Source organism: Allobosea sp. RCC_152_1 (assembly GCF_041360765.1).
GTDB classification, from domain to species: domain Bacteria; phylum Pseudomonadota; class Alphaproteobacteria; order Rhizobiales; family Beijerinckiaceae; genus Allobosea; species Allobosea spartocytisi.
Genome location: NZ_JBFUPU010000002.1, coordinates 717,292 through 738,553, shown reverse-complemented (window position 1 = coordinate 738,553; position 21,262 = coordinate 717,292). Strand labels below are relative to the sequence as shown.

Genomic DNA, 21,262 nt, shown 5'->3' with positions numbered 1-21,262 from the left:
GCAGCAGCGCCGACCCGGGATCCATGCCTGAACCTTCGTCGGAAACGCTCTGGCATGGATCCCGGGTCAAGCCCGGGATGACGGCGTGGTTGCGTGCGAACCCTAAATCGGAGCGCCGCTGAACCATGCCGCAGCGCGAGCCGAGCGAGACACGCATCCTCACGGTCGCCAGCGAGCACCTGCGGACGTTCGGGCTGAAGCGCTTCACCGTCGTCGCCGTGGCGGAAGAGGCGGGCATGACCCATGCCAATGTCTATCGCTATTTTCCGTCCAAGGGGGCGCTGATCGATGCGGTAGTCGATCTCTGGCTCAAGGCGACGGAGCGGCGGCTCGCCGACATCGCCGATGGTCCCGATCCGGCCGACGACAAGCTCGAGCGGCTGATCCTGGCGCTTGCCAAGGCCAATCGTGACCTGCTGAGCGAGGATCCGCATCTCTTCGCGGCACTGTCGCTCGCCGTCGCCAAGCGCCATGCCATCAGCCGGCGCAACCGGACGCGGGTCAGAGCGCTGTTCGAGCGCGTCGTCGACGAGGGAATCGCCACCGGCGTGTTCGAGCCGCGCGATCGCGACCGGGCCATCGCCTTCGTCATCGATGCGACGCATCGCTTCATCCATCCGGCCTCGCTGGCGCTGGAAGCCGACGTGCCGCTGGCTTCGGTCGATACCCGCCTCTCGACGCTGATCCGCGTCATCCTGCGGGTGCTTGGTAGCGGCATCGTGTGAAAAAATTTGGTGACCAATTACAATTTCTGTAAATTGTAATTGCCCGATTTTTGCCTCAAACGACTGAAAGTCGACATGGAGCCTCTTGCAAGTCATTGAAAAAAAAGAGGCCGCCTGTTTCGCCGCGCGAATGGGAGCGCCTCGCCCCGCAAAAGCCGTGTTTTCTGCGAGGGTTGCGGCAAAAGGGCGGTTTGGGCCAAAGGAAGCCACGGTTTGGCCGGCCCGCCGGCCATCGTAGCGCCAAGGTATTTTGGCCAAGGCATTCCGGATGTCGAAAGTCGGCCGCAGCCGGTTTCGATCGAAGCGCCAGAAGAGAAGGACTAGGCTATGGCCCGCAAGAAGATTGCCCTCATCGGTTCAGGCCAGATCGGCGGCACGCTCGCCCACCTCGCCGGCCTGAAGGAACTGGGGGACGTCGTCCTCTTCGACATCGCCGAGGGCATCCCGCAGGGCAAGGGCCTCGACATCGCCGAATCCGCGCCGGTCGACGGCTTCGACGCCGGCTACAAGGGCACGAACTCCTACGAGGACATCAAGGGCGCCGACGTGATCATCGTCACCGCCGGCGTGCCCCGCAAGCCCGGCATGAGCCGCGACGACCTGATCGGCATCAACCTCAAGGTGATGAAGGCAGTCGGCGAAGGCATCAAGCAGTACGCCCCCAAGGCCTTCGTGATCTGCATCACCAACCCGCTCGATGCGATGGTCTGGGCGCTGCAGAAGTTCTCGGGCGTCAAGCCGAACATGATCTGCGGCATGGCCGGCGTGCTCGATAGCGCCCGCTTCCGCTACTTCCTCGCCGAAGAGTTCAACGTCTCGGTCAAGGACGTCTCGGCCTTCGTGCTCGGCGGCCATGGCGACGACATGGTGCCGCTGGTCCGTTACTCCGGCGTCGCCGGCATCCCGCTGCCCGACCTCGTCAAGATGAAGTGGACGACGCAGGAGAAGCTGGACGCCATCGTCGAGCGTACCCGCAAGGGCGGCGGCGAGATCGTCAACCTGCTCAAGACCGGCTCGGCTTTCTATGCGCCTGCCGCTTCCGCCATCGCGATGGCCGAGAGCTATCTCAAGGACCAGAAGCGCGTGCTGCCGGCGGCCGCCGCGCTGAAGGGCCAGTACGGCGTCAAGGACATGTTCGTCGGCGTGCCGGTGGTGATCGGTGCCAAGGGCGTCGAGCGCGTCGTGAAGATCCGCCTCAACGGCGCCGAGAAGGAGATGCTGGCGAAGTCGGTGGCTTCGGTGCAGAGCCTGATCGACGCCTGCAAGAGCGTCGATCCGTCGCTGGCCGGCTGAGGCATGCGCCCGGCGCAGGCACATATCCGGCAGGTGTTCGGGGGACGGCTCAGCCCGTCACCCGAACCGCAGCACCTTCTTGACCAGATGGGTGAAGGAGCCGCGGCTCTTCTTGCGTTCGACGTCGGCCTGGCTTCTGAGCCAGGTCATCTGGACGACGCGCCGCTCGCCGACGAAGGATGTGTGTCCGTGCCAGGAGTTGTCGGCGCGACGGAACGCGAAGAGCGAGCCGGTGATCGGGCTGATCTCTTCCTTCATGTTCTCGAAATCGGTGCCGTTGTAGAGCACCCGCAAGCGTCCGGCCGGCGAATCCTGCCAGGCGTCGTTGAGATAGACGAGCAAGGTCGCGATCTTCGACTCGCTGTCGGTGTGGATGCGTCCATCCTTAGCGGCGGAGAGCTTGCGGATCGTGATCATCTTCGGCTTGTCGACGAGGTCGATGTCGAGCTTTTCGGAGACGATTTCGGCCATCTCGCGGCTCTTCATCTCCTCCAGGAGTTTCGCGAAGGTGCCGTGCCGGTTGACGTCCTCTTCGGGGTGGTAGCCGGACTCGCGGATGTCGGGGAAGTCGTTGCGCAGGCCGTCCACCGCACCGGGCAGGATGACATCGCTGGCGATGAGATAGTTGTAGGGTTCTCGTTCAGTTCGCGCCGCGCGGACGGAATCGAGGTTGATACAGGAATACGACGTCGCCATTTCACTGTCCTCCCGTCAGATGTTTCATCTGATTGTGGATTTTTATCACCGGAATTCGGACGCGCGCAATCGCAGGCGATGCTCCGCCGCGCCGGGGTTTCGCCATCTTCGATCGCATGGGGCGCCGCACCCGGTGCCGGCCCCTTTTTCTTCAAAGCCCAGTCAGGAGCTACCGGATGAACATCCACGAATACCAGGGCAAGGCCATTCTGAAAGAGTATGGCGCGCCCGTCTCCGCCGGCTTCCCGGCGTTGACGGTGGCTGAAGCGGTCGAGGCCGCCAGGAAGCTGCCGGGTCCGCTCTATGTCGTGAAGTCGCAGATCCACGCCGGTGGCCGCGGCAAGGGCAAGTTCAAGGAACTCAGCCCCGACGCGAAGGGCGGCGTGCGCCTGGCCAAGTCGGTCGAGGAAGTCGAGGCCCACGCCAAGGAAATGCTCGGCAACACGCTGGTCACCGTGCAGACCGGCGAAACCGGCAAGCAGGTCAACCGCCTCTATATCGAGGACGGCTCGGATATCGAGAAGGAGTTCTACCTCTCGGCGCTGGTCGACCGCGAGACCTCGCGCATCGCCTTCGTCGTCTCGACCGAAGGCGGCATGGACATCGAGGCCGTCGCCCATGACACGCCCGAGAAGATCGAGACCTTCTCGGTCGATCCCGCGACCGGCATCATGCCGCATCACGGCCGCGCCATGGCGCGCATCCTCGGGCTCTCCGGCGACCTCGCCAAGCAGGCCGGCACCGTGCTCGGCCAGATCTACAACGCGTTCGTGGCCAAGGACATGGACATGTTGGAGATCAACCCGCTGATCGTGACCACCCAGGGCCAGATCAAGTGCCTGGACGCCAAGATCTCGTTCGACTCCAACGCGCTCTATCGCCATCCCGAGATCGTCGCGCTGCGCGATACGACGGAAGAGGACGAGAAGGAGATCGAGGCCTCCAAATACGACCTCGCCTACATCGCGCTCGACGGCACGATCGGCTGCATGGTCAACGGCGCCGGCCTCGCCATGGCGACGCTCGACATCATCCAGCTCTACGGTGAAAGCCCGGCGAACTTCCTCGATGTCGGCGGCGGCGCCAGCGAAGAGAAGGTGACGGCGGCGTTCAAGATCATCACCGCCGACCCGAAGGTGAAGGGCATCCTCGTCAACATCTTCGGCGGCATCATGAAGTGCGACGTCATCGCGCGCGGCGTCATCGCGGCGGTGAAGGCGGTCGGCCTTCAGGTTCCGCTGGTGGTGCGCCTCGAAGGCACCAATGTCGAGGAAGGCAAGCAGATCATCCGCGAGTCCGGCCTCAACGTCATCCCCGCCGATGACCTCGACGACGCCGCGCAGAAGATCGTCGCCGCGGTCAAGAAGGCCTGAGGAGCAGATATGTCCATCCTGATCGACAAGAACACCAAGGTCATCACCCAGGGCTTCACCGGCAAGAACGGGACCTTCCATTCCGAGCAGGCGATCGCCTATGGCACGCAGATGGTCGGCGGCACCTCGCCGGGCAAGGGCGGCGCGATCCATCTGGGTCTGCCCGTCTTCGACACCGTCGCCGAGGCGAAGGAGAAGACCGGCGCCACCGCTTCGGTCGTCTATGTTCCGCCGCCGGGCGCGGCCGATGCGATCTGCGAGGCGATCGACGCCGAGATCCCGCTGATCATCTGCATCACCGAGGGCATTCCGGTGCTCGACATGGTGCGCGTCAAGCGCTCGCTCTCGGGCTCGAAGTCGCGCCTGATCGGCCCGAACTGCCCCGGCGTCGTCACCGCCGGCCAGTCGAAGATCGGCATCATGCCGGCCAACATCTTCAAGCCGGGCTCGGTGGGCATCGTCTCGCGCTCGGGCACGCTGACCTATGAGGCGGTGTTCCAGACCACGCGCGAAGGCCTCGGCCAGACCACGGCCGTCGGCATCGGCGGCGACCCGGTCAAGGGCACCGAGTTCATCGACATGCTCGAGATGTTCCTCGCGGACGACAAGACCGAGTCGATCGTGATGATCGGCGAGATCGGCGGCTCGGCCGAAGAGGACGCGGCGCAGTTCATCAAGGACGAAGCCAAGCGCGGCCGCAAGAAGCCGATGGTCGGCTTCATCGCCGGCCGCACGGCGCCTCCGGGCCGCCGCATGGGCCATGCCGGCGCGATCATCTCGGGCGGCAAGGGCGGCGCCGAGGACAAGATCGCCGCGATGGAAGCGGCCGGCATCCGGGTTTCGCCCTCGCCGGCGCGCCTTGGAAAGACCTTGGTCGAAGTGTTGAAGGGCTGAGGCCCTGGTGCCTTTCCGGGGCGCGTCATGGTCGGGCTTGACCCGAACATGACGTCCCCGAGGAAGCGACGGCAAAACGGCATGAGATGGTCGGCTCAAGGCCGGCCATGACGGAAGACCAAATGCTCAGGGCGCAGACCCGAGCATGACGGCAAGTTGAAGGATGTCCGGGCAAGGGTTCGGACATGTCGCAAGCGGTGAAGGAAGGCAGGAGCATCATGGCTCGCCAGGACATCAACGAGGCTCTCGCACAGACCGGGTTCCTCTACGGCGGCAACGCGGCCTATATCGAGGATCTCTACGCCCGCTACGAGGCCGATCCCAAATCGGTCGACGAGCAGTGGCAGAGCTTCTTCGGCGCGCTGCAGGACGACAAGCAGTCGGTGCTGGACAACGCCAAGGGCGCCTCCTGGAAGAAGCCGAACTGGCCGGTCGTCGCCAATGGCGAGCTGATCTCGGCGCTCGACGGCAACTGGGCCGTGGTCGAGAAGGTGATCTCCGACAAGCTCGGCGCCAAGGCCAAGGCTGCCGGCACGACGCTCTCCCCCGCCGACGTCCAGCAGGCGACGCGCGATTCCGTGCGCGCGATCATGCTGATCCGCGCCTATCGCATGCGCGGCCATCTCCATGCCAAGCTCGACCCGCTCGGCATCGAGAGCCGCAACGACCCCGAGGAATTGTCGCCGGCCGCCTTCGGCTTCGGCGAGGCCGATCTCGACCGCAAGATCTTCATCGACAACGTGCTCGGCATGGAGTTCGCCACCATCCGCGAGATGGTCTCGATCCTGCAGCGCACCTATTGCGGCACGGTCGGCATCGAGTTCATGCACATCTCCGACCCCGAGCAGAAGGCCTGGCTGCAGGAGCGCATCGAGGGGCCGGACAAGGAGATCGCCTTCACCAAGGAAGGCAAGAAGGCGATCCTCAACAAGCTGGTCGAGACCGAGGGCTTCGAGAAGTTCCTCGACCTGAAGTTCACCGGCACCAAGCGCTTCGGCCTGGACGGCGGCGAGGCGCTGGTTCCGGCGCTGGAGCAGATCATCAAGCGCGGCGGCGCGCTCGGCGTGCGCGACATCGTCTTCGGCATGGCCCATCGCGGCCGCCTCAACGTGCTGACGCAGGTGCTGGGCAAGCCGCATCGCGCGCTGTTCCACGAGTTCAAGGGCGGCTCCTTCGCGCCCGACGACGTCGAGGGCTCGGGCGACGTGAAGTACCATCTTGGTGCCTCCAGCGACCGCGAGTTCGACGGCAACAACGTCCATATCTCGCTGACCGCCAACCCGTCGCATCTCGAGATCGTCGATCCCGTCGTGCTCGGCAAGGTGCGCGCCAAGCAGGATCAGTTCGGCGACGTCGTCGAGCGTTCCAAGGTGCTGCCGCTGCTGATCCATGGCGACGCGGCCTTCGCCGGCCAGGGCGTGGTGGCGGAGTGCCTCGGCCTCTCCGGGCTGAAGGGCCACCGCACCGGCGGCTCGCTGCACTTCATCATCAACAACCAGATCGGCTTCACCACCTATCCGCGCTATTCGCGCTCCTCGCCCTATCCGTCCGACGTGGCGAAGATGGTCGAGGCGCCGGTCTTCCATGTGAATGGCGACGATCCGGAGGCGGTGGTCTTCGCCGCCAAGATCGCGATCGAGTTCCGGCAGAAGTTCCACAAGCCGGTCGTGGTCGACATGTTCTGCTATCGCCGCTTCGGCCATAACGAGGGCGACGAGCCGGGCTTCACCCAGCCGCTGATGTACCGCAAGATCCGCGGCCACAAGACGACGCTGGAGCTTTACGGCGCCAAGCTCGAGGCCGAGGGCGTGGTTCAAGCCGGCGAGCTCGACGAGATGCGCGCCGCCTGGAAGGCGAAGCTGGAGGTCGAGTTCGACGCCGGCCAGGCCTTCAAGCCGAACAAGGCCGACTGGCTCGACGGCCGCTGGGCCGGCATGAAGGCGATCCGCGCCGACGAGGACGATCCGCGCCGCGGCGCCACCGGCGTGCCGGCGGAGACGCTGAAGGAGATCACCGAGAAGATCACGGCCGTTCCGGCCGGCTTCAACGTCCACAAGACGATCCAGCGCTTCCTCGACAACCGCAAGAAGGCGGTCGAGAGCGGCGAGGGCATCGACTGGGCGACGGCCGAAGCGCTGGCCTTCGGTTCGCTGCTGCTCGACGGCAATCCGGTGCGGCTCTCCGGCCAGGATTGCGAGCGCGGCACCTTCTCGCAGCGCCATTCGGTGCTGATCGACCAGGAGACCGAAGCCCGCCACACCTCGCTCAACCATATCCGCGAGGACCAGGCCCGCTACGAGGTCATCAACTCGATGCTCTCGGAAGAGGCGGTGCTCGGCTTCGAATACGGCTACACCCTGTCGGAGCCGAACGCGCTGACGATGTGGGAGGCGCAGTTCGGCGACTTCGCCAATGGCGCGCAGGTGGTGTTCGACCAGTTCATCTCGTCCGGCGAACGCAAATGGCTGCGCATGTCCGGCCTCGTCTGCCTGCTGCCGCATGGCTATGAGGGCCAGGGTCCGGAGCACTCCTCCGCCCGCCTCGAGCGCTTCCTGCAGATGTGCGCCGAGGACAACATGCAGGTGGCGAACTGCTCGACGCCGGCGAGCTACTTCCACATCCTGCGCCGCCAGCTGAAGCGCGACTTCCGCAAGCCGCTGATCCTGATGACGCCGAAGTCGCTGCTGCGCCACAAGCGCGCCGTCTCCGACCTCGCCGACCTCGCCGAGGGCTCGACCTTCCACCGCGTGCTGGCGGATGATGCCGAGCGCGGCAAGTCGACCACCAAGCTGGTCAAGGATTCGAAGATCCGCCGCGTCGTGCTCTGCTCGGGCAAGGTCTATTACGACTTGCTGGAGGAGCGCGAGAAGCGCGGCATCGACGATGTCTATCTGATGCGCGTCGAGCAGCTCTACCCGTTCCCGCTGAAGACGCTGGCGCAGGAGCTGGCGCGCTTCAAGGGCGCCGATGTGGTCTGGTGCCAGGAGGAGCCGAAGAACATGGGCTCCTGGACCTTCGTCGAGCCCTATCTGGAATGGGTGCTGGGCCATGCCGGCTCGAAGTCGAAGCGGCCGCGCTATGTCGGCCGCCCGGCCTCGGCCGCGACGGCGACCGGCCTGATGTCCAAGCATCTCGCCCAGCTCAACGCCTTCCTCGACGAGGCCTTCGCGGCCTGACGACCCTCCCGGCGATGCTTTGCGCACTGCCGGATTTCCCTGCCGCATCGGCGTTTCCGCCGGTGCCGATCCGACCGCCAGAGAACGAGACAACAGAGGCCTGACATGGCGACCGAAATCCGCGTACCCACCCTCGGCGAATCCGTTTCCGAGGCGACCATCGGCAAGTGGTTCAAGAAGCCGGGCGAGGCTGTGAAGGCCGACGAGCCTTTGGTCGAGCTCGAGACCGACAAGGTGACGCTGGAGGTCAACGCCCCGGCCGCCGGCGTGCTCGGCGAGATCGTCGCCAAGGAAGGTGATACGGTCGGCGTCAGCGCGCTGCTCGGCATGATCGCTGAAGGCGGTGCGGCTGCTGCCGCGCCCGCTCCGAAGAAGGAAGAGAAGCCCGCCGCCGCGCCGGCTCCGGCCACTGAGGCTCCGAAGGCTGCCGCTACCAAGGCCGCCGATTCCGGCCCGGCCGTGGCGCGGCTGGCCGCCGAGAGCGGCATCGACGCCTCGTCGGTCCAGGCCTCGGGCAAGGATGGCCGCGTCACCAAGGGCGACATGCTCGCTGCGATCGCGACCGGCGCCAGTGCCGCCCCGGCGGCGCCTGCCGCTCCGGTGCAGGTCCGCGCCCCGTCGGCGCCGGACGACGCCTCGCGCGAAGAGCGCGTCAAGATGACGAAGCTGCGCCAGACCATCGCGCGCCGCCTCAAGGAGGCCCAGTCCACCGCCGCGATGCTGACGACCTTCAACGAGGTCGACATGACCAACGTCATGGCGCTGCGCAACCAGTACAAGGATGCCTTCGAGAAGAAGCACGGCGTCAAGCTCGGCTTCATGGGCTTCTTCGTGAAGGCCTGCGTGCAGGCGCTGAAGGAGATCCCGGCCGTCAACGCCGAGATCGACGGCACCGACATCGTCTACAAGAACTACTACCATATCGGCGTCGCCGTCGGCACCGAGAAGGGCCTGGTGGTTCCGGTGGTGCGCGATGCCGACCAGCTCTCCATCGCCGGCGTCGAGAAGAAGATCGGCGAGTTCGGCCGCAAGGCCCGCGACGGCAAGCTCTCGATCGAGGAGATGCAGGGCGGCACCTTCACCATCTCGAATGGCGGCGTCTACGGCTCGCTGATGTCGACCCCGATCCTGAACGCGCCGCAATCGGCGATCCTGGGCATGCACAAGATCCAGGAGCGCCCGATGGTGGTGAACGGCAAGATCGAGGCCCGGCCGATGATGTATCTCGCGGTCAGCTACGACCACCGCATCATCGACGGCAAGGAGGCCGTGACCTTCCTCGTCCGCATCAAGGAAGGCCTGGAGGATCCGGCGCGCCTCGTGCTCGACCTCTGATCGCGTTTCGCGACGTTCACTTCGACGTCATGCCCGGGCTCGTCCCGGGCACCCACGACTTTTCTCCCGGCCTCCCGAGACGTGGATGGTCGGGACAAGCCCGACCATGACGGGCACTGCGAGGCTATAGAGATGTCCTACGATCTCGTCGTCATCGGAACCGGCCCCGGGGGCTATGTCTGCGCCATCCGCGCCGCCCAGCTCGGCCTCAAGGTCGCGGTGGTCGAGAAGCGCGCCACCCATGGCGGCACCTGCCTGAATGTCGGCTGCATTCCCTCCAAGGCGCTGCTGCACGCTTCCGAGATGTTCGAGGAGGCCGGCCACACCTTCGAGAAGCTCGGCATCGTCGTCGGCAAGCCGAAGCTCGACCTCAAGGCGATGATGGCGCACAAGCAGGAGACCATCGACGCGAACGTCAATGGCGTCGGCTTCCTGCTGAAGAAGAACAAGATCGACGCCTTCCGCGGCACGGCCTCGATCCCCGCCGCCGGAAAGGTCGTCGTCACCGCCGAGGACGGCAAGGCGCAGGAGATCGAGACCAGGAACATCGTCATCGCGACGGGTTCGGAATCCGCGCCGCTGCCGGGCGTGGCCATCGACGAGAAGACCGTCGTCACCTCGACCGGCGCGCTCGAAATCGGCTCCGTGCCGAAGGAGCTCGTCGTGGTCGGCGCCGGCGTGATCGGGCTCGAGATCGGCTCGGTCTGGGCCCGGCTCGGCGCCAAGGTCACCGTCGTCGAGTTCCTCGACCGCATCCTGCCCGGCATGGATGGCGAGGTCGCCAAGCAGTTCCAGCGCATCCTGGAGAAGCAGGGCTTCACCTTCCAGCTCGGCTCCAAGGTCACCAAGGTCGACGTGGCCAAGAAGGGCGGTGCGACCGTCACCGTCGAGCCTGCCGCAGGCGGAGAGGCCAGGACGCTCAACGCCGATATCGTGCTGGTCGCGATCGGCCGCCGTCCCAACACCGATGGTCTCGGCCTCGACAAGGCGGGTGTCGCCACCGAGCGCGGCCGCGTCGTCATCGACGACCATTTCAAGACCAATGTCGCCGGCATCTACGCGATCGGCGACGTGGTGCGCGGGCCGATGCTGGCGCACAAGGCGGAGGATGAGGGCGTCGCGGTCGCCGAGATCATCGCCGGCAAGCATGGCCATGTGAACTACGACGCCATCCCCGGCATCGTCTACACCGCGCCGGAAGTGGCTGCGATCGGCAAGACCGAGGAGGAGCTGAAGGCGGCCGGCGTCGCCTACAAGATCGGCAAGTTCCCGTTCACGGCCAATGGCCGCGCCCGCGCCATCCGCCACACCGAGGGCTTCGTGAAGGTCCTGGCCGATGCCGCGACCGACCGCGTGCTCGGCTGCCACATCATCGGCCCGCATGCCGGCGACCTGATCGCGGAAGTGACCGTGCTGATGGAGTTCGGCGGCTCGTCCGAGGATCTCGCCCGTACCTGCCACGCCCATCCGACGCTGGCCGAGGCTGTGAAGGAAGCCGCGATGGCGGTGGAGAAGCGCCAGATCCATATGTGATCGGGTTGGCGGGCCGTGCCTCTGGCGCGGCCCTGCTGCAGGAACGAAAAAAGGAGCTGCAGGATTGCAGCTCCTTTTTTTAGGGGCTAACCGAGGAAGGGCCGGGCCGCCCGTGGCGGTCTCGCTGATTGCTGCGCTCAACCTCGTCGGGCGTGGAAGGCCGTCAGCGTGTTCTTGAGCAGGCAGGCGATGGTCATCGGGCCGACGCCGCCGGGGACGGGCGTGATCGCGCCCGCGACCTCTACCGCCTCGGCGAAATCGACATCGCCCGTCAACTTGCCGTCGGGCAGGCGGTTGATGCCGACATCGATCACGGTTGCGCCGGGCTTGATCCAGTCGCCCTTGACCATGCGCGGGCGGCCGACTGCGGCGATGACGATATCGGCGCGCTTCACCACCGCGGGCAGATCACGCGTGCGCGAATGGGCGATGGTAACCGTGCAGTCGGCCTGCAACAGGAGCTGCGCGACCGGGCGGCCGACCAGTTCCGAGCGGCCGATCACCACGGCATCGAGACCCGAAAGCGACGGAAGCGCCTGCTTCAGCAGCAGCATGCTGCCGAGCGGCGTGCAGGGTACGAGGCCGTTCTTGCCGCCGGCGAGCAGGCCGGCATTGATCGGGTGCAGGCCGTCGACATCCTTGGCCGGGTCGATGGCGTCGATGATGCGGCCGGTGTCGATATGCTTCGGCAGGGGCAACTGGACGAGGATGCCGTCGACGCTGTCATCGGCGTTGAGTTCGGCGAGCTTGGCGAGGAGCTGTGCCTCGGTCGTCTCGGCCGGCAGGCGATGGGCGACCGAGTTCATGCCGACCTCGACGGCGAGCTTCTCCTTGGAGGCGACATAGACCTTGCTCGCCGGGTCCTCGCCGACGAGGACGACATGGAGGCCGGGGACGATGCCGCGCGCTGCCTTGAGTGCGGCGACCTCGCGGGCGATGCCGGCGCGCAATTCCGCTGCTACGGCTTTGCCGTCGATGATGCGTGCCTGTTGCGTCATGATGCGTCCTCCTGCCGGAAGCCGCTCTCATGCGCGATCCCGCCCGCACGGACAAGCCCGGATGCGACGGCTGCGTGGCCTTCTGCGCCATGGGCCCTGCGGCGGTCGCGCTTGCGGGGCACAGGGCGGGCCGATATCCAGTAGCGGAGGGCCGATGCGGGAGGTGCGGAAGTGACGTTGGGTTTCGCCACGCTTCCGGATGCATCCGCCTTCCGCCTGCTCAATATGAGCGCGCCGCTTTGCCTGATCGATGGCGGCTCCTTCGCCGCGGATCGTGACGGGTTTGCCCGGATCGACCTTGCGATTGCCGATGGTCGGATCGAATCGCTGCTGCCGGCGGGAACCGAGACGCTGAGGGACGATCGGCCGGCGCTCGACCTCGAGGGCGGCATCGTGCTGCCGCGTCTGGTCGACTGCCACACCCATCTCGACAAGGGTCATATCTGGCCGCGCAGTCCCAATCCGGACGGGACGTTTCCGGGCGCGCTCACTGCCGTCGCCAATGACCGCGAGGCCAACTGGTCGGCGCTGGATGTCCGGACGCGCATGGATTTCTCGCTGCGCACGGCCTTTGCCCATGGCACCGCTGCGATCCGGACGCATCTCGATTCGCTCGGCAAACAGATCGGTATTTCCTGGCCGGTCTATGCGGAGATGCGGGAACGCTGGGCCGGGCACATCGCCTTGCAGGCCTCGCCGCTGTTCGGCGTCGAGCAGGCGCTCGATCCGGCGCATATGGCGGCGGTGATCGCGGCGGTGAAGATGCATGGCGACGGGCTTCTCGGCTGCGTCACCTACATGATCCCGGAGCTCGACCGGGCGCTCGACATCCTGTTCCGGGCGGCGAGCGAGAACGGCTTCGATCTCGATTTCCATGTCGATGAGAGCAACGACCCGGCAGCCCGCTCGCTCGAGCACATCGCCGATGCGGCGCTGCGGCACCGCTTCACCGGTAAGATCCTGTGCGGGCATTGTTGCTCGCTCAGCTTGCAGGCACCGGAGGACGAGGCGCGGATCATCGGCAAGGTGAAGGAGGCCGGCATCGGGGTGGTTTCGCTGCCGCTCTGCAACCTGTATCTGCAGGACCGGCAGGCGGGCCGCACGCCGCGCTGGCGCGGCGTTACGGCGCTGCACGAGCTGAAGGCGGCCGGCGTGCCGGTGATGGTCGCCTCCGACAACACGCGTGATCCGTTCTACGCCTATGGCGATCTCGACCTCGTGGAGGTGCTGCGCGAGGCGACGCGCATCCTTCAGCTCGATCATTCCGGTTCGGACTGGCCTTGCGCCGTGGCACGGACGCCGGCGGCCGTGATGGGGCTTGACGGTGTCGGCGTGCTGGCGGCGGGCGGGCCAGCCGATCTCATCTTGACGCGGGCGCGGAGCTGGACCGAGTTCTTCGCCCGGCCGCAGGGGGACCGCAGCGTCCTGGTCGCGGGCAGGGCGATCGACCGGACCCTCCCGGATTACCGCGAGCTGGATCATCTGATGGGTAGAGCATCATGACGAGCCGCTACGACATCGCGGGGCTAAAAGCCCGCATCAGTGGCGTCCGCACCGAGGAGAACCCGGCGCTGGTGAAACAGAAGAGCCGCGACTTCTTCTGGTACTCGCCGGTGCTGAAGCGCCAGCTCGATCAGGTCGTGGCCGATATCGTGGTTTCTCCAACGAGCGAGGCGGAGGTCGTTCAGACGCTCGCCGCCTGCCACGCGCTCGGCATTCCCGTGACGCCGCGCGGCACCGGCACCGGCAATTACGGGCAGGCGATGCCGCTTTCGGGCGGCGTGCTGCTCGATCTCTCCGGCTTCAACAAGGTCAAGGAGATCGGCGCCGGCCGCTATGTCGCCGAGCCCGGCGCGATCATGGCCCGCATCGACGACGAGACACGGGCGCATTCGCGGCAGGAACTCAGGCTGCACCCCTCGACCTATCAGACTGCCTCGATCGGCGGCTTCATCGCCGGCGGGTCGGGCGGCGTCGGCTCGATCAAATGGGGCGGGCTGCGCGACTGGGGCAACATCATCCGGCTCAAGGTCGCGACGATGGAGGCAAGCCCGCGCCTGCTCGAATTCGCGGGCGAGGACCTGCACAAGGTCGCCCATGCCTATGGCACCAACGGCATCATCACCGAGGTCGAGATGCCGCTCGGTCCGGCCTATGATTGGGTCGATGTCATCGTCGGCTTCGAAAACCTGCGCGTTGCGACCGAATTCGCCAATGCGGTCGGCGAGCAGGACGGGCTCGCGCTCAAGAACCTCAGCGTCTTCGCCGCGCCGGCGCCGCATGATTATTTCCTGCGCCATCGCAAGTTCCTGCCGCGCGACAGCCATCTCGTCGTTGTCATGGCCGCCGATTTCGCCGTCGATGCGCTCACGGCCTATGCGCGGCGCTTCCGGGGCGCGGAGCTTCTGCTGCGCTCGGACACGCTCTCACCGGAGGATGCCAAGGGCCTGCCGCCGGCCTATGAGCTCGGTTGGAACCACACGACGCTGCGCGCGCTGCGGGTCGATCCGGCGATCACCTATCTCCAGGTGCTCTATCCCTTCCCGGATCAGGTCGAGCTGGTCGAGGCCATCCATCGGCGCTTCGGCGAGGAGCTCATCGCGCATCTCGAATTCGTGCGCTTCGATGGCAAGATCACCTGTTTCGGCCTGCCGCTATTGCGGTTCACGACGGAGGAGCGGCTGGACGAGATCATCGCCATCCATGAGGAGATGGGTGCGCCGATCTTCAATCCGCATCGCTACACGCTGGAGGAGGGCGGCATGAAGCAGACCGACGAGACGCAGCTCGCCTTCAAGCGCGAGGCCGATCCGCAGGGGCTGCTCAACCCCGGCAAGATGATCGCCTGGGAGGACCCGGATTACGACTACCGCTCGGGCAAGACCTTCCTGTTCCGCAGCCTGTCCGAAGCCGGGGCCGGCTGACGATGCGCGTGCTCGTCCTCTTCGCCCATCCCGACCCGGAGAGCTATGGCGCCGCCCTGCACCGGACGGTGGTCGAGGGGCTCAGGCAGGCCGGGCACGAGGTCGATGACTGCGACCTCTATGCCGAGGGGTTCGATCCGGTTCTGAGCCCCGACGAGCGCCGCTCCTATCACGACACAGCCAGCAACAGATCGAACGTTGCCGGCTATGTCGCGCGATTGCAGGCGGCCGACGCGCTGGTGCTGTGCTTTCCGGTCTGGAATTTCGGCTATCCGGCGATCCTGAAGGGGTTCTTCGACCGGGTCTTCCTGCCGGGCGTCTCCTTCGAGCTCGTCGGCGGCAAGGTCGAGCCGGCGCTCGGCAACATTCGCAAACTCGTCGCAGTGACGAGCTATGGAGCCACGCGCTGGACGGCTTTTCTGATGGGAAATCCGCCGCGCAGGCTGGTTTGCCGGGCGTTGCGGGCCGTCTGCCATCCGACGGTGCGCCCCGTTTATCTGGCGCATTACGGCATGAATCGCGCCACGCCCGAAAGCCGCGCCGCTTTCCTGCAAAAAGTCGCGGCGAAAGTCGCGGTCTTTTAAGACCGACATGGGATTGTCATCTGTCTGTCATGTTGGCGGGCGAATACGCAGCCGGCGAAGCGTCTTCCTTATCCGCGCAAGGATCCGCCGAAGGATGGCTCCATGACCAAGGCTCTCGAGAAAAGCGTCGGTCGCGCCCTGCTCGTGACGGCGCGGCTGCATCGCTCGCGGATGGGCGAAAAGCTGAACGGGCTCGGCCTCTTCCCCGGGCAGGAGCAGGCGCTGAAGGCGCTGCAGCCGGCACCGATGACGATGGGCGAGCTCGCCTCGCTGCTCAGGGTCAAGCCGCCGACCGTCTCGAAGACGATCGGCCGGCTCTCGCTGCAGGGTCTGGTGACGCGCGAGGGCGGCAATCGGGACGGCAGGCTGGTGCAGGTCGCCCTGACGGAAGCCGGGCAGAAGACGGCGGCCGAGCTCGACGCGGTCTGGAACGATGTCGAGGAGGAGCTGCTCGACAAGCTCGACGGCAAGGAGCGCAAGCAATTGCGCAAGCTGCTGCGCAAGGCGGCCAAGGGCCTCTCCAAGGCCGGCGCCGACCATGACGATCCCGAGATCGATGGTGAAGAGGCCGATAGCGACGCCTGATTGATGCATGGAGCGCATGCGTTCCGGTGCTGGCAGGCCGCCTCAAATCGTTTAAGCCTGATCTCCTCATTCGCTCAGATCATAGCGAGGCGGGCTTGCCTGCGCCTTCCCAGACTGTCGACGAGGCGCGCCGCGCGCGCCTGACGGCCATTGGCCTGATGTGCGCTGCCGTCATCTGCTTCGCTCTGCTCGACACCAACGCGAAATGGCTCGGCCTCCACGGCATGGACCCGCTGCTCGTCGCCTTCGCGCGTTACGGCGTCAGCGTCACGCTGGTCTCCTTCGTGATCAATCCGTGGAGCCATCCCGGCGTACTCAGGGCAAAGCGGCCCTGGCTGCAATTCTTCCGCTCGCTGATGCTGCTTGCCTCGACGGTGCTGAACTTCTTCGCGCTGCGCTATCTGCAGCTTGCTGAGACGATCTCGATCATGTTCGCGGCGCCCTTCCTGGTCGCGCTGGCGTCGGGGCCGCTGCTCGGCGAATGGCCCGGACCGCGCCGGCTCATGGCCATCGGCATCGGTTTCCTCGGCGTGCTGGTGGTGACGCGCCCGGGCGTGGGCGGGATGCATCCGGCGGCGCTGCTCTCGGTCGCCGGCTGCTTCTGCTACGCCTTCTATGCGCTGTCGACACGGGTGCTGGCGGCCTCCGACTCCTCGGAGACCACGATGGTCTATTCCGGGCTCGCCGGCACGCTGGCGCTGCTGCCGGTCCTGCCTTTCGTCTGGACGACGCCGCAGGAACCTCTCGCCTGGGCGGCGCTGTTCGCGACCGGCTTCTTCGGCGCCGTCGGGCACTGGATGCTGATCCTGGCGCATCGGCTGGCGCCGGCGACGGTGCTGGCGCCCTTCATCTATTCGCAGCTCGTCTGGATGGTGCTGATGGGCTGGCTCGTCTTCGGGCAATTGCCCGATCGCTGGACCTTCATCGGCGGCGGCATCGTCATCGCCTCGGGCCTCTACCTGCTCTATCGCGAGCGGGTGCGGCATGTGCCCGAAGAGGCGAGTTCGGCGCGGCTGGACTGAGAGGCTCCCGGCAACCCTGCTGCGGTGGCCGACTGACGGCGTTTTCCGCGCGTCCGGTGCTCACGTGCGAAGAGGCGACACGGTGCGGCTAGATCGAGCGCAGCGGGTCGTCATGCTCGGGCTTGACCCGAGCATTTCCTGAGCGAGATATTCTCGGATCTGCGCTTCGCTCCGCCCGAGAATGACGAGGCGCGTCCGGACTTCCGCTCAGACCGTGACCTGCGTGCCGACCTCGACGACGCGGCCGGTCGGGATCTGGAAGAAGCTCGTCGCGTCGGTCGCGCTCTTGGTCAGGCTGATGAAGAGATTGTCCTGCCAGACCGGCATGCCCGATTGCGGCGAGGGCTTGATCGAGCGGCGTGAGAGGAAGAACGAGGTCGACATGATGTCGAACTTGAAGCCCTGCTTGCGCAGCATGGCCAGCCCCTTGGGCACGTTCGGGCTCTCCATGTAGCCGTAGACCAGATCGACGCGCCAGAAATCGTCGGTGATGCGGGAGAGGCGCACGCGCTCCTCCTCGGCGACGCGGGGCGTGTCGACCGAGCGCACGGTCAGGATGACGTTGCGCTCATGCAGCACCTTGTTGTGCTTGAGGTTGTGCAGGAGCGAGGCCGGCGCCGTCTCGGGATCGCTGGTCAGGAAGACCGCCATGCCCTTGACGCGGGCGGGCGGGCTCTTCGACAGCATGCCGACGAGTTCGAGCAGCGGCACATCCGTCTTGCGGGTCTTGTCGAACAGGATCTTGGTGCCGCGCATCCAGGTCCACATCACCACCGTCAGCGCCATGGCGAGCAGCACCGGCACATAGCCGCCATGGAACAGCTTCAGCATGTTGGCCGAGAAGAAGGAGAGGTCGACCAGCAGGAAGGGCAGGATGATCGCCGCGGTGGCCGGCAGGCTCCAGCCCCAGTGGCGCCGGATGACGATCGCCGCGAGCATGGAGGAAACCACCATCGTGCCGAAGACCGAGATGCCGTAGGCGTGTGACAGGCTCGACGAGGTCCGGAACGACCAGACCAGGATCAGGACGACGATGAGCAGCATCAGGTTGACGCGCGGCACGTAGATCTGGCCCGAGGTCTGCTCGGAGGTGTGGCGGATTTCCATGCGCGGCAGCAACCCCAGCTGGATCGCCTGACGGGTCAGCGAGAAGGCGCCGGTGATCACCGACTGGCTGGCGATGATGGTCGCGACCGTCGCCAGCACGACGAAGGGCAGCAGGAAGCCCTCCGGCGCCAGCCGGTAGAACGGGTTGTCGATGGCGCTCGGGTCGGACAGGATCAGCGCTCCCTGGCCGAGATAGTTGAGCCAGAGCGCCGGGAAGACGACATAGAGCCAGGCGCCACGGATCGGCCCGCGCCCGAAATGACCCATATCGCCATAGAGCGCCTCGGCCCCGGTCACCGCCAGGCAGACCGAGCCGAGCACCGCAAGAGCCACGCCGGCATGGTCGTGGAAGAACATCAGGGCGTAATAGGGGTTGATCGAGCGGAAAATCGTGAGGTCGTCGGCGATGTGGTAGATGCCGAGGCCGGCCAGCGTCACGAACCAGATCAGCATGATCGGGCCGAAGAAGGTCGCCACGCGCTGGGTGCCGTGACTCTGCACGACGAACAGGCCGATCAGGATCGCCGAGGCGATCCACAGGATGTAGTCGTCGAGCACGGGCGTGACCAGCTTGACGCCCTCGACGGCCGAGAGCACCGAAATCGCCGGGGTGATGACGGTGTCGCCATAGAACAGGCCGGCGCCGATCATGCCGAGCAGCAGAGCGGCCCGGCTGCGGTTGCGGCCCAAGGCGCGCTGCGCCAGCGCCACGAGCGTGAGGATGCCGCCTTCGCCGTTGTTGTCGGCCCGCATCAGCAGGACGACATATTTCAGCGTCACGACGATGACGAGCGACCAGAGGATCAGGGACAGAACGCCGATGACGACCGTCGGCGGAATGACGACATTCTCCTGCCCGCCGGTGGCCGCCAGCAGGGTTTCGCGCAGCGCGTAGAGCGGGCTCGTGCCGATGTCGCCATAGACGACCCCCAGCGCCCCGAGGGCCAGCGCGGTATAGCCGTGCTTGCCGTGGCCGTGGCCGGGGCCGCCGGCGGCACCATGGCCATCGTCCAGACCGAAACGGGAGTCTTCCGGCCTGACGGTCGAAAGACCCGTTTGTTCATGCCCCATTGGGGATCTCCGCTCGTGCTGCAGTGCAGCGGAAGGCCGGGGCCTCTACCATAACGCAGGCGGCTGGCAAAGGGAGCGGTCAGCCGGCTGCGCCGAGCCCGGTACCGAAGCGGTGGGCGATATAGCTTGCGACCATGGCCTTGAACTCCTCCGCGATGCCGGCGCCCCTGAGGGTCGCAACCTTCTTGCCGTCGACGAAGACGGGGGCCGTCGGTGCCTCGCCGGTGCCCGGCAGCGAGATGCCGATATCGGCATGCTTCGACTCGCCGGGGCCGTTGACGATGCAGCCCATCACCGCGACGTTGAGGTTCTCGACGCCGGGATATTGCGTCTTCCATTCGGGCATGGAGTTCGAGATCCAGTTCTGGATGTCGCGGGCGAGCTCCTGGAACACGGTCGAGGTCGTGCGGCCACAGCCGGGGCAGGCGGCGACGAGCGGCACGAAGGCCCGGAAGCCCATGGTCTGGAGCAGCTCCTGCGCCGTCTTGACCTCGAGCGTGCGGTCGCCGCCCGGCTCCGGCGTCAGCGAATAGCGGATGGTGTCGCCGATGCCTTCCTGCAGCAGGATGCCGAGCGCGGCCGAGGAGGCGACGATGCCCTTCGAGCCCATGCCGGCCTCGGTCAGGCCGAGATGGATGGCGTAGTTCGCCCGGCTCGCCAGCATGCGATAGACCGTGATCAGGTCCTGCACGCCGGAGACCTTGGCCGAAAGGATGATGTATTCGCGGCCGAGCCCGATCTCCTCGGCGCGCTCGGCCGAGAGCAGGGCCGACTGGACCATGGCCTCGCGCATGATGGCGCGGGCATCGAGCGGGCGGGGCGAACGGGCGTTCTCGTCCATCAGCGCCGTCAGCAGCTCCTGGTCGAGCGAGCCCCAATTGGCGCCGATGCGGACCGGCTTGCCGTGCTTGATCGCCATCTCGACGATCTGGCCGAACTGCTTGTCCTTCTTGTCCTTGAAGCCGACATTGCCCGGATTGATCCGGTATTTCGCCAGCGCCTCGGCACAGGCCGGATGGTCGGCCAGCAGCTTGTGGCCGATATAGTGGAAGTCGCCGACGAGGGGCACGTCGACGCCGATGCGGTCGAGCCTTTCGCGGATCTTCGGCACGGCGGCGGCGGCCTCGTCGCGATCGACCGTGATGCGCACGAGCTCCGAGCCCTGCCGGGCCAGCGCCGCGACCTGCGCGACGGTGGCGGCGATATCGGCCGTGTCGGTATTGGTCATAGACTGGACGACGATCGGCGCGCCGCCGCCGACCGTGACGTGGCCGACCTTGACCGGGACGGTGAGCTGGCGGGCCAGCGGGCCTGCGTGTTCCGGCGTCAGATAGGAAAAGGCGCGCTCGTTCATGCGGGCTGCTCTATCACGGGCCGGCGTTCCGGCAATGCTCGCAGCGGCCGACGATCTCGACCATCTGATGCGAGGGCGAGAATTGCCGTGTTTCCGCGATCGCCGCCACCGCTTTCTTCATCGCGGGCGAAGAATCCTCATCGACGCCGCCGCAGACCTCGCAGATCAGGAAGGCGACGACCTCGTTCGCACCATGCCCGTGCAGGCAGGCGACATAGGCGTTCTTCGAGGAGAGCCGGTGGACGAAGCCCTGCTCGACGAGGAAGTCCAGCGCCCGGTAGATCGAGATCGGCGCCAGCCTGCGCCCGCCTTCCGGCGAGATGCGGTCGGCCAGATCATAGGCGCCGACCGGCCGGTGGTCGGCATGGAGCGCTTCCAGCGCCTTGCGCCGGATCGGGGTGAGGCGCAGGCCGCGTTCCCGGCAGATCCTTTCGGCGCGGGCCAGAGCCTCCGCCGCGTGCTGGCGGTGGTCCACCGCATGGCGGCAGGCTTCGTCGCCATGCGTATGCGACGCATGGTCATGTTCGCCGTGATGATGCGCGTTCGACTGCATTTTCGTCATGTTGCGTTGCAAAGACTCATCGGGCAACGT

The 21,262-nt window shown here is 66.2% G+C and carries 17 protein-coding genes; 12 read left to right on the top strand and 5 right to left on the bottom strand.

Annotated elements, in window-relative coordinates:
• The first annotated feature begins 125 nt into the window (after positions 1-125).
• Complete coding sequence (locus AB6806_RS09940; RefSeq protein WP_038359756.1) at positions 126-725, top strand: TetR/AcrR family transcriptional regulator; 600 nt, start codon at positions 126-128, stop codon at positions 723-725.
• Positions 726-1,052: 327 nt separating this feature from the next.
• Positions 1,053-2,018: a malate dehydrogenase gene (gene mdh, locus AB6806_RS09935; RefSeq protein ID WP_038359754.1), complete on the top strand. Its 966-nt coding sequence runs from the start codon at positions 1,053-1,055 to the stop codon at positions 2,016-2,018.
• Between the two features lie 57 nt (positions 2,019-2,075).
• On the opposite strand, the gene AB6806_RS09930 is transcribed toward mdh, so the two are convergent.
• Positions 2,076-2,714 (bottom strand): 2OG-Fe(II) oxygenase family protein, encoded by a 639-nt coding sequence (locus AB6806_RS09930; RefSeq protein ID WP_038359752.1) that lies wholly within the window; start codon positions 2,712-2,714, stop codon positions 2,076-2,078.
• 176 nt (positions 2,715-2,890) lie between these two features.
• Here AB6806_RS09930 and sucC point away from each other — a divergent pair, with 176 nt between their 5' ends.
• The 5 genes from sucC (at position 2,891) to lpdA (ending at position 11,025) form a co-directional block, all read left to right on the top strand.
• Positions 2,891-4,087: an ADP-forming succinate--CoA ligase subunit beta gene (gene sucC / locus AB6806_RS09925; protein ID WP_191125262.1), complete on the top strand. Its 1,197-nt coding sequence runs from the start codon at positions 2,891-2,893 to the stop codon at positions 4,085-4,087.
• Between the two features lie 9 nt (positions 4,088-4,096).
• Entirely contained in the window at positions 4,097-4,981 is an 885-nt protein-coding gene (gene sucD / locus AB6806_RS09920) for a succinate--CoA ligase subunit alpha (protein WP_038359746.1), read from the top strand.
• A gap of 218 nt (positions 4,982-5,199) precedes the next feature.
• Positions 5,200-8,157 (top strand): 2-oxoglutarate dehydrogenase E1 component, encoded by a 2,958-nt coding sequence (locus AB6806_RS09915; RefSeq protein WP_038360384.1) that lies wholly within the window; start codon positions 5,200-5,202, stop codon positions 8,155-8,157.
• Positions 8,158-8,262: 105 nt separating this feature from the next.
• Positions 8,263-9,492: a 2-oxoglutarate dehydrogenase complex dihydrolipoyllysine-residue succinyltransferase gene (gene odhB / locus AB6806_RS09910; protein ID WP_142021990.1), complete on the top strand. Its 1,230-nt coding sequence runs from the start codon at positions 8,263-8,265 to the stop codon at positions 9,490-9,492.
• A 132-nt stretch (positions 9,493-9,624) separates the two neighbouring features.
• Positions 9,625-11,025, top strand: coding sequence for a dihydrolipoyl dehydrogenase (lpdA, locus tag AB6806_RS09905; protein WP_142021989.1), 1,401 nt, complete (start codon positions 9,625-9,627; stop codon positions 11,023-11,025).
• Positions 11,026-11,162: 137 nt separating this feature from the next.
• Here lpdA and folD read toward each other — a convergent pair whose 3' ends face one another.
• On the bottom strand, positions 11,163-12,023 hold the full coding sequence (gene folD / locus AB6806_RS09900) for a bifunctional methylenetetrahydrofolate dehydrogenase/methenyltetrahydrofolate cyclohydrolase FolD (RefSeq protein ID WP_142021988.1): 861 nt from the start codon (positions 12,021-12,023) through the stop codon (positions 11,163-11,165).
• 171 nt (positions 12,024-12,194) lie between these two features.
• Here folD and AB6806_RS09895 point away from each other — a divergent pair, with 171 nt between their 5' ends.
• The 5 genes from AB6806_RS09895 to AB6806_RS09875 all read left to right on the top strand — a co-directional run bounded on the left by AB6806_RS09895 (position 12,195) and on the right by AB6806_RS09875 (position 17,138).
• Positions 12,195-13,526 carry a cytosine deaminase gene (locus AB6806_RS09895; protein ID WP_142021987.1) on the top strand — a complete coding sequence of 444 codons (1,332 nt, stop codon included), beginning with the start codon at positions 12,195-12,197 and terminating at the stop codon, positions 13,524-13,526.
• On the top strand, positions 13,523-14,947 hold the full coding sequence (locus AB6806_RS09890; RefSeq protein ID WP_142021986.1) for an FAD-binding oxidoreductase: 1,425 nt from the start codon (positions 13,523-13,525) through the stop codon (positions 14,945-14,947). Before AB6806_RS09895 ends, AB6806_RS09890 begins: the two co-directional genes overlap by 4 nt.
• A 2-nt stretch (positions 14,948-14,949) precedes the next feature.
• Positions 14,950-15,531, top strand: a complete 582-nt coding sequence (locus AB6806_RS09885; protein WP_142021985.1) for an NAD(P)H-dependent oxidoreductase — start codon at positions 14,950-14,952, stop codon at positions 15,529-15,531.
• Positions 15,532-15,633: 102 nt separating this feature from the next.
• Positions 15,634-16,116 carry a MarR family winged helix-turn-helix transcriptional regulator gene (locus tag AB6806_RS09880; RefSeq protein WP_038359732.1) on the top strand — a complete coding sequence of 161 codons (483 nt, stop codon included), beginning with the start codon at positions 15,634-15,636 and terminating at the stop codon, positions 16,114-16,116.
• A 95-nt stretch (positions 16,117-16,211) separates the two neighbouring features.
• Positions 16,212-17,138: a DMT family transporter gene (locus tag AB6806_RS09875; RefSeq protein ID WP_370954527.1), complete on the top strand. Its 927-nt coding sequence runs from the start codon at positions 16,212-16,214 to the stop codon at positions 17,136-17,138.
• A gap of 207 nt (positions 17,139-17,345) precedes the next feature.
• Here AB6806_RS09875 and AB6806_RS09870 read toward each other — a convergent pair whose 3' ends face one another.
• The 3 genes from AB6806_RS09870 to AB6806_RS09860 all read right to left on the bottom strand — a co-directional run bounded on the left by AB6806_RS09870 (position 17,346) and on the right by AB6806_RS09860 (position 21,232).
• On the bottom strand, positions 17,346-19,316 hold the full coding sequence (locus tag AB6806_RS09870; protein WP_370954526.1) for a potassium transporter Kup: 1,971 nt from the start codon (positions 19,314-19,316) through the stop codon (positions 17,346-17,348).
• Positions 19,317-19,395: 79 nt separating this feature from the next.
• Entirely contained in the window at positions 19,396-20,670 is a 1,275-nt protein-coding gene (ispG, locus tag AB6806_RS09865; RefSeq protein WP_142021983.1) for a flavodoxin-dependent (E)-4-hydroxy-3-methylbut-2-enyl-diphosphate synthase, read from the bottom strand.
• A gap of 13 nt (positions 20,671-20,683) precedes the next feature.
• Entirely contained in the window at positions 20,684-21,232 is a 549-nt protein-coding gene (locus AB6806_RS09860; RefSeq protein ID WP_038359728.1) for a Fur family transcriptional regulator, read from the bottom strand.
• Positions 21,233-21,262 lie beyond the last annotated feature (30 nt).

Bases quoted from the DNA above. Each gene is read 5' to 3' on its own strand.
- AB6806_RS09890 (WP_142021986.1), top strand. From the start codon at position 13,523: ATGACGAGCCGCTACGACATCGCGGGGCTAAAAGCCCGCATCAGTGGC.
- lpdA (WP_142021989.1), top strand. From the start codon at position 9,625: ATGTCCTACGATCTCGTCGTCATCGGAACCGGCCCCGGGGGCTATGTC.
- AB6806_RS09880 (WP_038359732.1), top strand. From the start codon at position 15,634: ATGACCAAGGCTCTCGAGAAAAGCGTCGGTCGCGCCCTGCTCGTGACG.
- AB6806_RS09885 (WP_142021985.1), top strand. From the start codon at position 14,950: ATGCGCGTGCTCGTCCTCTTCGCCCATCCCGACCCGGAGAGCTATGGC.
- odhB (WP_142021990.1), top strand. From the start codon at position 8,263: ATGGCGACCGAAATCCGCGTACCCACCCTCGGCGAATCCGTTTCCGAG.
- sucD (WP_038359746.1), top strand. From the start codon at position 4,097: ATGTCCATCCTGATCGACAAGAACACCAAGGTCATCACCCAGGGCTTC.
- AB6806_RS09860 (WP_038359728.1), bottom strand. From the start codon at position 21,232: ATGACGAAAATGCAGTCGAACGCGCATCATCACGGCGAACATGACCAT.
- folD (WP_142021988.1), bottom strand. From the start codon at position 12,023: ATGACGCAACAGGCACGCATCATCGACGGCAAAGCCGTAGCAGCGGAA.
- ispG (WP_142021983.1), bottom strand. From the start codon at position 20,670: ATGAACGAGCGCGCCTTTTCCTATCTGACGCCGGAACACGCAGGCCCG.
- AB6806_RS09915 (WP_038360384.1), top strand. From the start codon at position 5,200: ATGGCTCGCCAGGACATCAACGAGGCTCTCGCACAGACCGGGTTCCTC.
- mdh (WP_038359754.1), top strand. From the start codon at position 1,053: ATGGCCCGCAAGAAGATTGCCCTCATCGGTTCAGGCCAGATCGGCGGC.
- sucC (WP_191125262.1), top strand. From the start codon at position 2,891: ATGAACATCCACGAATACCAGGGCAAGGCCATTCTGAAAGAGTATGGC.
- AB6806_RS09870 (WP_370954526.1), bottom strand. From the start codon at position 19,316: ATGGGGCATGAACAAACGGGTCTTTCGACCGTCAGGCCGGAAGACTCC.
- AB6806_RS09930 (WP_038359752.1), bottom strand. From the start codon at position 2,714: ATGGCGACGTCGTATTCCTGTATCAACCTCGATTCCGTCCGCGCGGCG.
- AB6806_RS09940 (WP_038359756.1), top strand. From the start codon at position 126: ATGCCGCAGCGCGAGCCGAGCGAGACACGCATCCTCACGGTCGCCAGC.